Here is a 14072-nt window from a genome sequence, read left to right on the forward strand (position 1 = left end):
ACCTGACAGCGTCACTGTGCCGCTGCCGAGAGGTCGTCCTCCTCGGCAGCGGCACTGCTGTAGGTGCGCAAGCCCTTCAGGGCCACCGCGAGAACCGCCAGCACCACGATGCCGCCCGCCCCGTAGAGGAGGAACGCCTCCCGCGGTCCCACCGCCGCGCCGACGGCGCCCGCGACGAGCGCTCCGGCGGCCGAGCCGGTGGAGATCTGGGCGCCCCACACACCGGCGACGCGTCCGCGGTATTCCTCGGGAGTCTCGGTCTGGATGACCGCGTACCGGAGGATGTCGCCGAGCACACGTCCGAACCCGTGTGCGGCGAGCCCGAGGAACGTGACCGCGATCATCGGGACCGCGCCGACGCCGATCAGCCCGGCCGACGCGATCATGGCCGCGAGGAACACGATCAGGCCGCCGCGACGCGCGGTTCCCGTCCAGCCGCTCGTGAGCGACCCGGTGAGGGCGCCGACTGCGGGGGCACTGTAGAGCAGTCCGGTGGCGGCCGGCCCGGCGTGGAGCACCTCACTCGCGTAGGCGGGCAACAGCACGTTCCAGCCGGTCAGCATCATCGCGCAGAAGCCGACCAGCAGCGTCCCGCCGACCACGGAGTCTTTGGCGGCGTACGTGAAACCACTGGCGATCGACCGCAGCGGGCTCTCGGTGTTCTTGACCGGCGGCGGCAGCGACGGCAGCCTGGCGATGCAGTACGCGGTGATGCCCGAGGACACCGCGGCAAGAACGTAGTTGGTGCCCACCGACGTCGCCGCGATGATCACACCGCCGATGGCAGGTGACGCGACCGTCCCGAGATCGGCCATCACGGTCATCAGGGCACCGGCGGCGGCCATCTTGTCCTTGGGCAGCAGCGACGGGATCACGGCCATCAGTGCGGTCGCGGAGATGCCGCCTGCGAGGCCCTCGATCACGCCGCACAGGTAGATGATCCACAACTGGGGTGTGGGGAGGAACGCGTTGACCGCGAGGATCGCGAACGCCACGCCCGCGGCGGCACGGGCGAGCGAGATGACCGGCCTGCGGTCGTACCGGTCGGCGATCACGCCGCCGAACAGGGTGCCGATGAACACCGAGGAGCCCACGACGATGCTCGCCGCGCCCACTGCCAGTGTGGAATTCGTCATGTCGTACACCTGCAGTGGCACCGCCACCAGGAGCAGACCCAGACCGAAGATGGAGATCGTGCGGGCAATGAAGATGTATCGGAACTCGCGACTCGTCCGGAGTGGCGTCAAGTCGATTGCGTATCGCGATAATCCAGCCATTGTCATCCATTCACATTCGGTTGCAACAGCTCTCCGTTTCGCCGTTCGCGCGGAGAGCAACTATGCTTAGGCTTCACTAACCCAGCAACCTACCCCATACGGCCGAACCGGCTCAACGCGCCGTGGTCCGGCCGACGCACCGGAGGATGACAGTGAGTTCCGCTCCCAGCACCGTTCCGACCCGCGACCGAATCCGCGCCGACGTCGCCGACGTCCTCGACGTCCCGGTCGCCGACATCGACGACACCGCGAACCTCCTCGACGAGGGAATGGACTCCGTGCGGGTCATGGCGCTGGTCGAACGGTGGCGGGCCGACGGTGTGCAGGTGGATCTCGTCGACCTCGTCGGCGAGCCGACACTCGACGCCTGGTTCGAGGTCACCGCGGCGCGATGAGCGGTCCCACCGCCTACGCTTGATCCGGCTGGTCGATCCCCGGGTCGGCCCGGACACGGGAGGACGCGAGGGGCCATGGCACACGAAACCAGCGATACCGGCAAGATGAGCGTGCTGCGGACACCACGGTTCTGGATAGCTCCCGTGGTCCTCGTGTCCGTCGTCATGTCCCTGCTCGCCGCGCTGTACATGGGCGGCATGCTCAATCCCCCCGAGCACCTCAACCACTTCCCCATCGCCCTCGTCGATCAGGACGAGGGCGACACCCTGCCCAACTCCGATCCACCGCAGCAGCAGAACTTCGGCAACCAGATCGCCGCGGGTCTCGTCGAGGGCGTCGATCCGGACAAGATCGAACTGCGGCAGATCGGGATCGCGCAGGCCCAGTCCGCACTGGACAACGGGGAGATCTACGGCGCCATCGTCATACCGAGCGACTTCACGAAACGCACACTCATCCTCGCCCAGGCGAGTGTGATCCCCGGGGACGTCGAGCGGCCCGTCATCACCATCTACACGAACCCCCGCGCCGGCACGATCAGCGCGAACCTCGTCCAGAACATCGGTGAGACGGCGATGGACAAGGCCAACCAGACGATGGGCGAACAACTCACCACCCAGGTGACGCAGCAACTCCAGGCGACGGCGCCCGACCTCCAGCTGTCGGGGGCCAGCCGGCTGGTGCTCGACGACCCCATCGACGTGCGGGTCGTGGCCCACAATCCGCTGCCGGACGGCACCGGTTTCGGGCTGGCGGCGTTCTACTACGCGCTTCTGATCGTGCTGGCGGGATTCACCGGTGCGACCATCGCGAGCACCCTGATCGACGGCATGCTCGGATTCACCCCGACCGAGGTCGGGCCGTTGTACCTCCACAACGAGGCGGTCCCGATCTCCCGCTTCAACACCCTGCTGATCAAGTGGGCGGTGATGGTGGCGCTGGCGATGATCGTGTCGGGCCTGTATCTGTGGATCAGCTCCGCCCTGGGTCTGCCGATCACCGATCCGCTCGCGCTGTGGGAGTACGGCGCGTTCGCGATCGCCGCGGTCGGGATCACGGCGATGTCCGTGATGGCCGCGTTCGGCAATCTGGGCCTGCTCATCAACCTGCTGGTCTTCGTCGTGCTGGCGCTTCCCTCGTCCGGGGGCACGATCCCGCTCGAAGCGGCGCCGCGGCTGTACACCTGGCTCGGCGAGTTCGAACCGATGCACCAGATCTACATCGGGGTGCGGGCCATCATGTTCTTCGGCGCCTCGGGCGACGCAGGGCTCATCCACGCCGTATGGATGACCCTCGCAGGCCTGCTCATCGGCCTCGTCTTCGGTGCCGTCATCACCCGGTTCTACGACCGCAAGGGCCTGCACCGCCGCCACAAGGCACAGACCGAACCCGAACCGGTGGACGCCGCCGGGGCGTGAGTCACGCGGGCGTCGACCAGGCCGTGCCGAACTGTTCGTACCAGGGATGCGGGGCGGGCACGGCCGCCAGGATCCGTTCGACGAACCGATCGGGGTCGCCGAGTTCGGCGAGTCCGACTCCGCGGCGCTCGTAGTCGGCGAATTTGTCGTGCAGTCCGGCGATCACCTTGTCGGTCACCGTCTGCTCGAACTCTTCGATGGTTGCCATCGGATGCCCCTCCTTCCGGCGAGAAGCGTCTGCGTTCAGTGTAGTGCCGGACCTGCGGTTTTCCCCTCCTCGGACGGCGGTTTATCGACTGTCGGTGGCGCGGAGCAGACTGGGCCCCGTGAGAATGGTCCTGGTTCCCGGCGCCGAGGGTGGCGCGACGACCGTTCGCACCGATCCCGCGGGAGTTCCGGTCGAGTCGCCGCGTCGGCACTCCGACGCCGTGACCGCGGTCCGCGACCTCGAGGCAGCCGAGCACCCCCGCTGGGTCTGGACGAGTACCGCCGCCGTCTATCCGGCGCTGCTGCGGGCCGGGGTGCGGGTGCGACGCTGCCACGACCTCGCGCTCACCCATGCCGTCCTCAGCATGCGCGACGGTGTTCCCGCGCCGCCGGCCGACGAACCCGTCGACGAACGTCCCGGCCTGTTCGACACCGCCCCCACCGCGGACCCGGCGCAGGTGGTCACCGACTTCGCGGAACAGCGGAAGACGATCGGAGCCGATGCGAAACTGGACCTCCTGGTCGCCGCCGAGTCCGCGGGAGCGCTGGCCGCGGCGGAGATGGGTTTCGACGGGTTGCCGTTCTCCACCGACTCCCACCGCGCCTTCCTCGAAGCGACGCTCGGGCCCCGGCCCGCCGGGTACGACCTCCCGCAGCGCATCCAGGACGTCTCCGTCGAGATCGGGGCGGCGTTCGGCCGTCGCATCAACCCGGCGTCCCACGTCGAGGTCGTCGACGCCTTCCGCCGCGAGGGCATCGAACTCGCGTCGACCCGCAAACATCTGCTGCGCGAGGTCGATCACCCCGCGGTCCCGCTGCTCCTGCACCACCGGGACCTGTCCAAGCTGTTCAGCACGAACGGCTGGCAGTGGCTGGACAGCTGGGTCCGCGACAACCGGTTCCGGCCCGTCTACGTCCCCGGCGGCGTGGTGTCGGGGCGGTGGGCGAGCCGCGGCGGCGGCGCACTGCAGATTCCGAAACCGCTGCGGTCGAGTGTGATCGCCGACCCGGGTCACACGTTCGTCATCGCCGACGCCGGCCAGCTCGAACCCCGCATCCTGGCTGCCATGTCGGGTGACACCCGCATGGTCGCCGCTGCGGGCGCCGACGACCTGTACGCACCGGTCGCGGCGGAGACGTTCGACGGCGACCGCGGCAAGGCCAAGGTCGCGATCCTCGGTGTGCTGTACGGCGCCACCGCAGGTGAGGCCCGTTCGCTGCTGACCCTGCTGCGCACCCGCTTTCCCGTCGCCGTCGAATACGTGGAGAGGGCGGCCCGCGCCGGTGAACGCGGCGAGGTCGTGCACTCGTGGCTCGGTCGCGCCTGCCCACCGCCGTCACCCGACTTCTGGTCCCACGGCGACGCGCGTTCCCGCGGCCGGTTCACCCGAAACTTCGTGGTGCAGGCCACGGCGTCCGAGTGGGCGCTGTGCGTGCTCGCCGATCTGCGGCGCCGCCTGGCCGACGAACCGGACAGCGAACTGGTCTTCTTCCAGCACGACGAGGTGATGGTGCACACCCGGAACCCGGAGTCCGCGACACGGCACGTTCTCGGCGCTGTCGACGTAGCCACCCGGTTGCTGTTCGGTGAGACGCGGGTGCGGTTTCCGATGGATGTGGCGGTGCGGGACTGCTACGCGGAAACCTCCGACGAGGCCTGAACCGCGCAGGTTTCCGGTGTCGCGGGTGCGCTCCGCATGGTGTACTGGGACGCACTGCTGGCGGGGGCGGCGAAGGAGAACCCATGACGAAGTTGGATTCGACGGACTCGAGCACGAGCGGCGAGAAGTCGCGCCGCTTTCGCTGGCCTGCGTTCACGATCGTGGCCATCGCGATCGTCGCGTTCTTCGCGGGCGGATTCGGGGGGTCGTTCCAGGGGAAGCTCACCGAGGTCCAGAAGAACGACAACGCCGCCTACCTGTCGAGTTCCGCCGAATCGACGATCGTCACCAACGAATCGTCCAAGTTCCTCACCGTCGAGACCATCCCCGGTTTCGTGCTGTTCCACAGCGACGCACCGCTCACCGACCAGGACAAGGCCGCCGTCGCCCGGGCGCGCGACGCCATCGCGGCCGTCGACGGCGTCGACGCCGAAGGCATGTCCCAGCCGCAGTTCTCGGAGGACGGCACCACGGCGTCGATCTTCGTTCCCCTCGTCGCGAAGGAGGACGGCACAGCGGTCGCCGGCGACGTGCTCGCCGCCACCGAGGAGAATGTTCTCACCGCCGCGAAGGACGCGGCCACCGGGCTCGAGGTGCTCCCCGCCGGCCCCGGCGGTCTGCTGGTGGCGTTCATCGACGCGTTCGCCGGCCTGGACGGCGCGCTGCTGGGCGCCGCGCTGCTCGTGGTGGTCCTGATCCTGCTGGTGGTGTATCGCTCGCCGGTGCTGTGGTTCTTCCCGCTCTTCTCGGCGCTGCTCGCGCTCGGTCTGGCGTCGATGGTCATCTACTTCCTCGCCAAGGCCGAGGTGCTCACTCTCACCGGGCAGAGTCAGGGCATCCTGTTCGTCCTCGTGATCGGGGCCGGCACCGACTATGCCCTGCTGCTGATCTCCCGCTATCGGGAAGAACTGCACTTCTACCCCAGCCGGTTCGACGCCATGACCAAGGCCTGGAAGGAATCCGCCCCTGCCATCACGGCGTCGGCGGTCACCGTCATCCTCGGTCTGCTGTGCCTGACGTTCTCCGAACTGAACTCCAACAAGAGCCTCGGGCCGGTCGCCGCGATCGGCATCGCGTGCACGTACCTCGTGATGATGACGTTCCTGCCGGTGGCACTGTCCGCGGCGGGACGGTGGGTGTTCTGGCCGCGGAAACCCAAGGTGGATCAGGCCGCCGACCTCACCACGCACGGCCTGTGGGGCAAGATCGCCGCCCAGGTGGGAAGCAAGGACCGCTCCCTCTGGATCGGGACGACGGTGCTGCTGGCCGTGCTGTTCCTGGTCGGCATCGGCAGCCTGAAGACGGACGGGCTCTCCTCGTCGGAGAACTTCACCAACCGGCCTGACGCTGTCGTCGGTCAGGAGTTGTACGACTCCAAATTCGACCCGGGCGCCGGCGCGCCCGCCGTCATCGTCACCAACGCCGATCAGACGGACGCGGTCATCGCGGCCGTGAGCGGTGTCGAGGGAGTGTCGTCGGATCCCGGCGCGGTGTGCCCGCAGGTCGATGTCGAGAAGCTGTCCGCCCTCGTCAAGTCGAATCCAGCGGCGGTGGCTTCGGCGGCCGGGCAGGGATGCGCACCCGACTTCCTCACGGCCGCACCGATCGACGGACGAATGGTCGTCAACGTGACCCTCGCCGACTCGTACGATTCCCCGGAAGCCCTCGAGACGGTGCATCGACTGCGGGACGCGGCGCACGCCGTGCCCGGCGCCGATGCGCTGGTCGGTGGCAGCACCGCAACCACTCTCGATGTGCAGACGGCGTCGGTGCACGACCGGAACCTGATCATTCCGATCGTTCTCGTCGTCATCTTCGTCGTGCTGTCCATCCTGCTCCGCGCGTTGCTCACGCCGATCATCCTCATCGCCACCGTGGTCCTGTCGTTCGCGGCGACGCTCGGCGTGTGCGGGCTCTTCTTCACCCACGTCTTCCACTTCGCGAACGCGGATCCCGCGTTCCCGCTGTTCGCGTTCGTGTTCCTGGTTGCCCTCGGCATCGACTACAACATCTTCCTGATGACGCGGGTCCGCGAGGAAACCGAGGAACACGGCACCAAATCCGGTGTGCTGCGCGGACTGGCGGTGACCGGTGGGGTCATCACGTCGGCCGGTGTGGTGCTCGCCGCGACGTTCGCGGTGCTGGGTGTGCTGCCGCTGGTGTTCCTCGCCGAGGTCGGGTTCGCGGTCGCGTTCGGCGTGCTCCTCGACACGATCATCGTGCGCAGCATCCTCGTCCCGGCGCTCTCCCACGACATCGGCAAGAAGATCTGGTGGCCGTCGGCGCTGGCGAAGGCAAAGGACTAATACGCTGCGTCCGTCCACAGGTGAAACAGGGCGTATGCCCGCCAGGGCCGCCACGCCTCGGCGAGTTCCGCTGCCTGCCTTCCGGTCCTGACCCCCAGCGCGCGTTTGAGGACGAGGTCGTCGGGGGTGAACGCGTCCGGGTCGCCCAGTACCCGCACCGTCAGATAGTCCGCCGTCCACGGGCCGATACCGGGCAGCGCGAGCAGACCGGCCCGGAATTCGGCCGGATCGGTGTCCGCGCCGAGACGCAGTCCGTTCGACGCTGCCTCGGCGAGCGCGAGCACCGTCCTGGCCCGGGACCCGGTGAGACCGAGAGTCGAGCGCAACTGTTCGGGTGCGAGCGCCGCCAGCGTCTGCGGTTCGGGGAACGCGAAGAAGCCGTCGTGGACGGGCCGGCCGTACGCGGCCACGAGCCGGCTCCCGAACGTCCGGGCAGCGGCCAGCGAAACCTGTTGTCCGAGAACGGTCAGGACCGCTGTCTCGAACCCGTCCACGCTACCCAGGCGCCGCAGTCCCGGCCGTTGCGCCACCAGCGCAGCAAGCTGCGGGTGGCGGCTCAACGCGGCGTCGATCGGCAGCGGATCCGCATCCAGGTCGAGCCACCGCCGGATCGTGGCGGTCAACGCCTCGACATCGTCCGGATCCGCCGGTGTCACATCCGCCTCGACATCCCCGTCGGCGGGGCGCACGACCACGGACACCAGCGCGGGCCCGTGCGGTCCGTTCACCACCCGGGTGTGGGTTCCGTCGGGGTCGTGCCGCTCGAGCCCGGACAGGGTGTGCGCGCGGAGCGCACCCCACAGCGGTGCATGGGTGAACGGACCCCGGTAGGGCAACAGCACTCTCACGGTCACTCCGCGTCGTGCAGGACCAGGCCGAGGGTCCGGCGGGTGCCGCGCCGGATGGTGCTGACACCGTGCCGCACCGGGGCCGTCGACCAACCGCGGGTCGACCGCACGGGCCGGTCCCGGGTGGTGAAGATCAGAGCGTGACCCTGCTGCAGCGTCGTCACCGTGCCTCGCGACTGGGCGCGGGGCCGCTGCTCCACCAGCATGAACTCGCCGCCCTCGTGATCCACCCCGGGACGGTCGAGTCCGATCACCACCTGCAACGGGAACACCAGGTCGCCGTAGAGGTCGCGGTGCAGGGCGTTCCAGTCGTTCGCCCGGTAACTGAGCAGGATCGGTGTCGCCCGCTTCTGACCGGCGTCGTGGCACATGTCCAGCCATTCGTCCAGAGTGTCCGGCCACGGCGACGGCTGCCTCAGCTTGGCCGCCCAGTCCCGGGCCACGGGAAGCAGTTTCGGGTAGAAGGCGCTGCGGAGTTCGGCCACGACCTCCGGCAGCGGATAGTCGAAGTACCGGTACTGCCCCGAGCCGAAGCGATGCCGGGCCATGTCCACAGTGGACCGGAAACGCTCGACCTCCTCGTACATGTCCGCGATCTGCCCGCATTCCTGGGCGGTCAGGATCTGCTCCGATTGCGCGCATCCCGCGGCGTCGGTCTCGGCGTGCAGGTTCGGCCAATCCAGAGCGTTCACGCGTTGCGTCACGGTGGTCATGCCGCGGCCTCCAATGTCAGCAGGATCGACTTGGCCTCCGGTCCACCGGCGTACTGGCCCATGCTGCCGTCGCTGCGGACCACCCGGTGGCAGGGCACCACGACGGGCAGCGGATTGAGCGCGCACGCGGTGCCGACCGCGCGCACCGCTCTCGGACTGCCCGCGGCGGCCGCGACCGCCGCGTAGCTGGCGGTGTGCCCGTAGTCGATGTCGGGAAGATGGTGCAGCACTTCGAGCCGAAATCCCTTCGACAGCCGGAAGTCCAGCGGGACGTCGAAGCTCGTGCGCCTGCCGAGGAAGTATTCGTCGATCTCGTAGGCGACCCGGTCGAGCCGGGCCGGTGCCCGCAGAATCCGGGGACTGATCTGCTCGGCGAGGGTCTGCAGCACGGCGTCGTGATCCTGGCTGGGGAACGCGACCCGCACCAGCCCGCGATCGGTCGCGGCGAGCAGTAGTGAACCGACCGGGGTGTCGAGTGTCCGGTACGCGACGTCGAGGAGCCCGGCGTCGGCGGCGGCGACGGCGAGACGCTCACGCAGTTTCTGCTCGACCGCGGAGTCCAACGGGAACAGGGAGTAGACGATGTCGGGGATGTTCATGTGATGTCTCCACTCACAGAGATCGAGAGGGTCTTGCGCAGCGCCGCAACGCCGTCCGAGGCCGCCCGCCGCGACGCGGCCGGGGAGTTGCCCAGGAGCACCGCGATCTCGGTGTACGGCAGCCCAGCCAGGTAGTGGTACGCCACCGCTGCCCGCTGCTTCATCGGCAGGGCACCGACCGCTTTCCACAACTCCGGGTCGTAACCGCCGGGAAGTCCGGGGTCGGTGGTCTGCTCCGGGAGTTCGTCGGTGGGGACGGGCCGCCGGTCGCGCGCACGGATGTGGTCGAGCGCTTTCCGGTGCGCGATCGTCACCAGCCACGCCTCCACGTTGCTCTCCGGACTCAGGTCGGGGTACGCCCGCATCGCGGCGATGAACGTCTCCGACCAGGCGTCCTCGGCATCCACCGGGCCGACCACGGCCTGGCAGACCCGCAGGACCGTCCCACCGTGCTCGGCCACGACGTCTTCGAACGGCTTCAGGGTCATGAGCTCAGCCGGAGTCCCGCCCGTTCGGCTTCGCGTTCGAGCAGGAACCGTTTGCGGTCGAGTCCGCCCGCATACCCCGTCAGGCTGCCGTTGCTCCCGATCACCCGGTGGCACGGAATGATGATGCTGATCGGATTTCTGCCGTTCGCCGCCGCCGCCGCGCGAACCGCGGTCGGGCTGCCGAGGGAATCGGCCAGCCGACCGTACGTCCAGGTGTCGCCGTACGGGATGGTGCGCAGCGCGTCCCACACCCGCTTCTGGAACGGGGTGCCCCGCGTGGCGAGCGGGACGGTGAACTCGGTGCGCCTGCCGTCGAAGTATTCGGCGAGCTGGGCGGTGGCCTCGTCGAACCCCGCGGTGTCGCGGTCTCCGAACGTCGCGGGATTCGGCTGGTGCCGGTGTTCGGCCATGTAGATGCCGCTCAGCACCCCGTCGACGCTCACCAGCGTCAGGGGACCGATCGGCGAATCGATGACAGTGTGTGCTGCTCGGTCGGCATTCACGGTGCCAATCCTTCCAGGTGTACGGGCCTCTGAAAGGTAGACGTCTGCCACGACCGAAACGTGAGGTGCGGAAATGCATCAGGCAGGATGGGCCGATGGCTCTCGTACAACTCGGCACCCGCGACCTGGTGCGCACCGTCACCGGTATCGCCCGGTGGTCGGCGGACACCGCTGAACTCGTCGTCTCCCTTCCCGGCCGGATCGGCGCCCTCCTGGACCAGGTCGAGGTGCTGATCTCCCGCATCGAGGCGATCAGCGACGGCGCCGAGATCGCGGTGGCGAGGGCGAACGCGGTTGCGGAAGCGGCGGCCACCGTCGTCGCCACGGCGGGAACCACGTCCGCGTCCGCGCAGACCCTGATCGACCTGTACGAGCCGCTCGCGACGAAGGCCGCCCCACTCGCGCAGCGGTTCGTCGACGACCTCACCGAGGAGGAGATTCACGCCGCGATCGGGTTGGTGGACCACCTGCCCGAGCTGACGATGCGCATGGAGGGGCTCATGCCGATCCTCGCGACCCTCGACACGGTGTCGCCGGAGATCCACCAGCTCCTCGAGGAGGTCCAGGGGGTGCGTCAGGCGATCCAGGGCGTTCCCGGCTTCAAGTTCTTCCGCAAGCGCGGCGAGGCCCAGGAGGACGAGGACTAGGCGCGGTAGCCGTCCGTTCCGGCCCGTCCGACGACGAGCTTCGGGACCACCGCGCGCGAGGACAGCCGCAGCAGGGCGTCGACGAGTTCGACGATGTCGTTCACCTCGATCATCGTCTCGGGCGGGATCGTGTCGTGAGTCCACGCCGCCATGTCGGTGTCGACGTAGGCCGGGGCGAGCGCGGTCGCGGAGATCCCGTTGCCCGACTCCTCCACGTTCAGCGTCTCGGTGAGGGAGATCAGCGCGGCCTTGGTCGCCCCGTAGACGGCGAGCCCCGCCTCGGCGTACACGCCGGTGATCGAGGCCAGGGCGACGACCTTCGATCCGCGTCCCGGGTTCTCCGCGGCACCGGTCCGGAGCAGCGGCAGCGATTGCTGCAACAGGCTGAACGGCGCCCGCAGGTTGACGCCGAGGCTCTTGTCGAATCGGCGCATGGGGAATTCCCCGATGGCGCCCGCGGTGCCCACCCCGGCATTGAGTACCAGCGCGTTCAGCGAGCCGAAGGCGTCGGCGTGCGCCTCGACGACGCGTCCCGCCGAGTCCTCGTCTGCGAGGTCTCCCGCGACCACGACGACGTCCTTCGCGCCCGCGGTCCGCAGGTCGGAGGCCACCGTGTCGAGCCGCTCACGGTCGCGGGCCGTGATCGTCAGCCCGTATCCCTGCTCCGCGAGGCGGGTGGCGATACCGAGTCCGATGCCACGCGAGGCGCCGGTGATCAGTGCGCTGCGGCTCATACCGTCTGTCCTTTCAGGGCGCGGAGGCCGGCTGTGATGAATTCGGGCACCGCGTCGCCTGCCTTGTCGAAACCGTCTCCGACGGTGGCGCCGGCCCGGTAGCGGTGGTTGATGCCCTCGGCGATGACGGCGAGCTTGAAGTTCGCGAGCGCCAGATAGAAGTTCCAGTGCTCGAGTTCACGCCCCGACGCCACGGTGTAGCGCTGCGCGAGATCGTCCGCCGACGGCAGTCGCGGGCTCGTCCACGCCGCCGGTTCGCCGAGCACCAGGTCGAGCGCCGGATGCCGGTAGACGCACATCAGAGCGACGTCGGTGAGCGGGTCGCCGAGGGTCGAGAGTTCCCAGTCGACGACCGCCGCCACGGTGCTCACGTCACCGGGCGCCAGGATCGTGTTGTCGATGCGGTAGTCGCCGTGCACGATCGACGACGCCGACTGCTGCGGAATCGACTCGGTCAGCGCGGAATGGAGGCGATCGACGTCGGCGGAGTCCGTCGTCTTCACCCGCCCCCACTGACTCGCCCACAGCTTCACCTGCCGGGCCACGTACCCGTCCGGCCGGCCCAGTTCGCCCAGGCCGACGGCGTCGTAGTCGACGTTGTGCAGCGCGCCGAGCACGCGGACCAGTTCGTCGGTGCACGCGTCGATGTCGGCGTCGGACAGCGCATCGAGTTCCGACTTGGTCCGGATCACCTGCCCCGTCACGTGTTCCACCACGGTGAACGGCGCGCCCATCACGCTGTCGTCCTCGCACAGCGCGACGGTCGCCGCGACCGGCACGTCGGTGCCCTGCAGCGCCGAGGTGATGCGGAACTCGCGGGCCACGTCGTGCGCCGAGGGTGTGAGCCCCGCGGTGGGCGGCCTTCGCAGCACCCACCGCGAGGAGTCGTCGAGAATGGCGTAGGTGAGGTTGGACTTGCCGCCCGAGATCAGGTCGGCCCGCAACTCGCCATTCAGAGGGACATTCGAGTCGGACAGGAACTTCTGCAGAGCAACGAGATCGAGCCCGCGGTGTTCGGTCATGCGCCCGCCTCCCGCGCGGCCTTCTTCGCGGCACCCACCACACGCTTGGCGATGGCCCAGCGGTGCACCTCGGACGGACCGTCGTACACCCGGAACGGCCGCACCTCACGGGACAGCCGGGCGAGGGGCAGGTCGCCGGACACGCCGAGACCGCCGCACATCTGAACGGAGTTGTCGACGATCCGGAAGATCGCCTCCGCGGCGTAGGTCTTCGCGATGGAGGTCGAGTTGCTCGCGTGGCCTCCCTGGTCGAGTTCCCAGCACGCCCGTGTCAACAGCGCCCGGGTGGCGGCGATGTCGATCTCGTTGTCCGCGATCATCTTCTGGACCATGCCGAGATCACCCAGCTTGCCGCCGAAACCATCACGCTGCGCGACGTGCGCGACGGCGACGTCGTGGCCGCGGCGCGCGGCGCCGAGCCAGCGCATGACGTGCGTCATCCGGGCTGGTCCGAGCCGGACCTGGGCGTAGGCGAATCCCTGGTCCACCTCGCCGAGGACCCCGCTGTCGGGAACGAACAGGTCCTCGAAGAACACCTCGCAGTGCCCACCGATCATCGCCCGGTCGAGGGTGTCGATGTGACGCCCCACCGTCAGCCCCTCGGCGTCGGCCGGTGTGAGGAACATGGTGGCGCCGCCGCGGTCGCCGGGCACGCCGGACGTGCGGGCGAAGATGATGAAGAATCCGGCGCCGTCGGCTCCGGTGATGAAGTACTTGTGGCCGTTGATCTTCCACCCGCCCGGCACCTTCTCGGCGCGCGTGGTCAGCGCCGACGGGTCGGAGCCGGCCCCGGGCGACGGCTCGGTCATGGCGAACGCCGACCGCACGTCGCCGTGCGCGAGCGGGGCGAGGTACCGCTCCTTCTGCTCGGGGCTCGCGATGTGCGCGAGCATGTGGACGTTGCCCTCGTCGGGTGCGCCGATGTTCAGAGCCGTCGGGCCGAACAGCGAGTAGCCCGCCGCCTCGAAGACGGGCGCGCGGTCGGTCATGTTCAGGCCGTGTCCGCCGTACTCGACGGGCGCGTGCGGGGCGAAGACTCCCGCGTCCTTCGCCGCCTTCTGCAACTCCACACGCAGGGTGTCGCCACCGGCCGCCGTGATGTCGCCGCCGTGCTCGTCCTCGACGGGCAACACGACATCGCGGATGAACGCCTCGGTCTTCTCGACGAGGGCGGTCACCTCGGGTGCATAGGACAGTTCGATCGCCACAACTACCTCCAGTCAGTACGTCGACTCCGGTACCGACCGATCACT

Annotated in this window: 15 protein-coding genes; 5 read left to right on the forward strand and 10 right to left on the reverse strand. The window is 68.9% G+C overall.

Annotated features, from left to right (window positions below):
- Positions 1-11: 11 nt before the first annotated feature.
- Positions 12-1277: an enterobactin transporter EntS gene (gene entS, locus ROP_RS10140; protein ID WP_043824530.1), complete on the reverse strand. Its 1266-nt coding sequence runs from the start codon at positions 1275-1277 to the stop codon at positions 12-14.
- Between the two features lie 146 nt (positions 1278-1423).
- On the opposite strand from entS, the gene ROP_RS10145 reads away from it, so the two are divergent.
- Positions 1424-1672 (forward strand): phosphopantetheine-binding protein, encoded by a 249-nt coding sequence (locus tag ROP_RS10145; protein ID WP_012689243.1) that lies wholly within the window; start codon positions 1424-1426, stop codon positions 1670-1672.
- 75 nt (positions 1673-1747) lie between these two features.
- Complete coding sequence (locus ROP_RS10150) at positions 1748-3091, forward strand: DUF3533 domain-containing protein (protein ID WP_012689244.1); 1344 nt, start codon at positions 1748-1750, stop codon at positions 3089-3091.
- 1 nt (position 3092) lies between these two features.
- Here the strand turns inward: ROP_RS10150 and ROP_RS10155 are convergent, their stop codons facing one another.
- Positions 3093-3299, reverse strand: coding sequence for a hypothetical protein (locus ROP_RS10155; RefSeq protein ID WP_012689245.1), 207 nt, complete (start codon positions 3297-3299; stop codon positions 3093-3095).
- 124 nt (positions 3300-3423) lie between these two features.
- Between ROP_RS10155 and ROP_RS10160 the strand changes: the two genes are divergently transcribed.
- Both ROP_RS10160 and ROP_RS10165 read left to right on the forward strand, forming a co-directional pair.
- The gene (locus tag ROP_RS10160) at positions 3424-4959 is read left to right on the forward strand and encodes a bifunctional 3'-5' exonuclease/DNA polymerase (protein ID WP_167315977.1); all 1536 of its coding nucleotides are present in this window, start codon (positions 3424-3426) and stop codon (positions 4957-4959) included.
- Between the two features lie 83 nt (positions 4960-5042).
- Positions 5043-7265, forward strand: coding sequence for an MMPL family transporter (locus tag ROP_RS10165; RefSeq protein ID WP_012689247.1), 2223 nt, complete (start codon positions 5043-5045; stop codon positions 7263-7265).
- Here the strand turns inward: ROP_RS10165 and ROP_RS10170 are convergent.
- Genes ROP_RS10170 through ROP_RS10190 form a run of 5 tightly spaced genes read right to left on the reverse strand, consistent with a single transcriptional unit; the run spans position 7262 to position 10416 of the window.
- Positions 7262-8113 carry a DNA-3-methyladenine glycosylase family protein gene (locus ROP_RS10170; RefSeq protein WP_012689248.1) on the reverse strand — a complete coding sequence of 284 codons (852 nt, stop codon included), beginning with the start codon at positions 8111-8113 and terminating at the stop codon, positions 7262-7264. The genes ROP_RS10165 and ROP_RS10170 overlap by 4 nt on opposite strands.
- 2 nt (positions 8114-8115) lie before the next feature.
- A complete protein-coding gene (locus ROP_RS10175) occupies positions 8116-8826 on the reverse strand; it encodes a 2OG-Fe(II) oxygenase (RefSeq protein WP_012689249.1) in 711 nt (236 codons plus the stop codon).
- Positions 8823-9425: a methylated-DNA--[protein]-cysteine S-methyltransferase gene (locus ROP_RS10180; protein ID WP_012689250.1), complete on the reverse strand. Its 603-nt coding sequence runs from the start codon at positions 9423-9425 to the stop codon at positions 8823-8825. Before ROP_RS10180 ends, ROP_RS10175 begins: the two co-directional genes overlap by 4 nt.
- Complete coding sequence (locus ROP_RS10185; protein WP_012689251.1) at positions 9422-9913, reverse strand: RNA polymerase sigma factor; 492 nt, start codon at positions 9911-9913, stop codon at positions 9422-9424. Before ROP_RS10185 ends, ROP_RS10180 begins: the two co-directional genes overlap by 4 nt.
- Positions 9910-10416: a methylated-DNA--[protein]-cysteine S-methyltransferase gene (locus tag ROP_RS10190; RefSeq protein ID WP_012689252.1), complete on the reverse strand. Its 507-nt coding sequence runs from the start codon at positions 10414-10416 to the stop codon at positions 9910-9912. The genes ROP_RS10185 and ROP_RS10190 overlap by 4 nt, the downstream gene beginning before the upstream one ends.
- Positions 10417-10511: 95 nt before the next feature.
- On the opposite strand from ROP_RS10190, the gene ROP_RS10195 reads away from it, so the two are divergent.
- Positions 10512-11063 carry a hypothetical protein gene (locus tag ROP_RS10195; protein ID WP_012689253.1) on the forward strand — a complete coding sequence of 184 codons (552 nt, stop codon included), beginning with the start codon at positions 10512-10514 and terminating at the stop codon, positions 11061-11063.
- Here ROP_RS10195 and ROP_RS10200 read toward each other — a convergent pair.
- From ROP_RS10200 to ROP_RS10210, 3 genes are read right to left on the reverse strand one after another with little or no spacing between them, the layout of a single operon-like run.
- The gene (locus tag ROP_RS10200) at positions 11060-11797 is read right to left on the reverse strand and encodes an SDR family NAD(P)-dependent oxidoreductase (protein WP_012689254.1); all 738 of its coding nucleotides are present in this window, start codon (positions 11795-11797) and stop codon (positions 11060-11062) included. The genes ROP_RS10195 and ROP_RS10200 overlap by 4 nt on opposite strands.
- Entirely contained in the window at positions 11794-12819 is a 1026-nt protein-coding gene (locus ROP_RS10205) for a phosphotransferase family protein (protein WP_012689255.1), read from the reverse strand. Before ROP_RS10205 ends, ROP_RS10200 begins: the two co-directional genes overlap by 4 nt.
- Positions 12816-14027, reverse strand: coding sequence for an acyl-CoA dehydrogenase family protein (locus ROP_RS10210; protein WP_012689256.1), 1212 nt, complete (start codon positions 14025-14027; stop codon positions 12816-12818). Before ROP_RS10210 ends, ROP_RS10205 begins: the two co-directional genes overlap by 4 nt.
- Positions 14028-14072 lie beyond the last annotated feature (45 nt).

The sequence above is a fragment of the Rhodococcus opacus B4 genome (genome assembly GCF_000010805.1).
Classification (GTDB): domain Bacteria; phylum Actinomycetota; class Actinomycetes; order Mycobacteriales; family Mycobacteriaceae; genus Rhodococcus_F; species Rhodococcus_F opacus_C.

Excerpts from the sequence above, each read along its gene's own strand:
- entS (WP_043824530.1), bottom strand. The coding sequence starts at position 1,277 with ATGGCTGGATTATCGCGATACGCAATCGACTTGACGCCACTCCGGACG.
- ROP_RS10145 (WP_012689243.1), top strand. The coding sequence starts at position 1,424 with ATGACAGTGAGTTCCGCTCCCAGCACCGTTCCGACCCGCGACCGAATC.
- ROP_RS10150 (WP_012689244.1), top strand. The coding sequence starts at position 1,748 with ATGGCACACGAAACCAGCGATACCGGCAAGATGAGCGTGCTGCGGACA.
- ROP_RS10155 (WP_012689245.1), bottom strand. The coding sequence starts at position 3,299 with ATGGCAACCATCGAAGAGTTCGAGCAGACGGTGACCGACAAGGTGATC.
- ROP_RS10160 (WP_167315977.1), top strand. The coding sequence starts at position 3,424 with ATGGTCCTGGTTCCCGGCGCCGAGGGTGGCGCGACGACCGTTCGCACC.
- ROP_RS10165 (WP_012689247.1), top strand. The coding sequence starts at position 5,043 with ATGACGAAGTTGGATTCGACGGACTCGAGCACGAGCGGCGAGAAGTCG.
- ROP_RS10175 (WP_012689249.1), bottom strand. The coding sequence starts at position 8,826 with ATGACCACCGTGACGCAACGCGTGAACGCTCTGGATTGGCCGAACCTG.
- ROP_RS10180 (WP_012689250.1), bottom strand. The coding sequence starts at position 9,425 with ATGAACATCCCCGACATCGTCTACTCCCTGTTCCCGTTGGACTCCGCG.
- ROP_RS10185 (WP_012689251.1), bottom strand. The coding sequence starts at position 9,913 with ATGACCCTGAAGCCGTTCGAAGACGTCGTGGCCGAGCACGGTGGGACG.
- ROP_RS10195 (WP_012689253.1), top strand. The coding sequence starts at position 10,512 with ATGGCTCTCGTACAACTCGGCACCCGCGACCTGGTGCGCACCGTCACC.
- ROP_RS10200 (WP_012689254.1), bottom strand. The coding sequence starts at position 11,797 with ATGAGCCGCAGCGCACTGATCACCGGCGCCTCGCGTGGCATCGGACTC.
- ROP_RS10205 (WP_012689255.1), bottom strand. The coding sequence starts at position 12,819 with ATGACCGAACACCGCGGGCTCGATCTCGTTGCTCTGCAGAAGTTCCTG.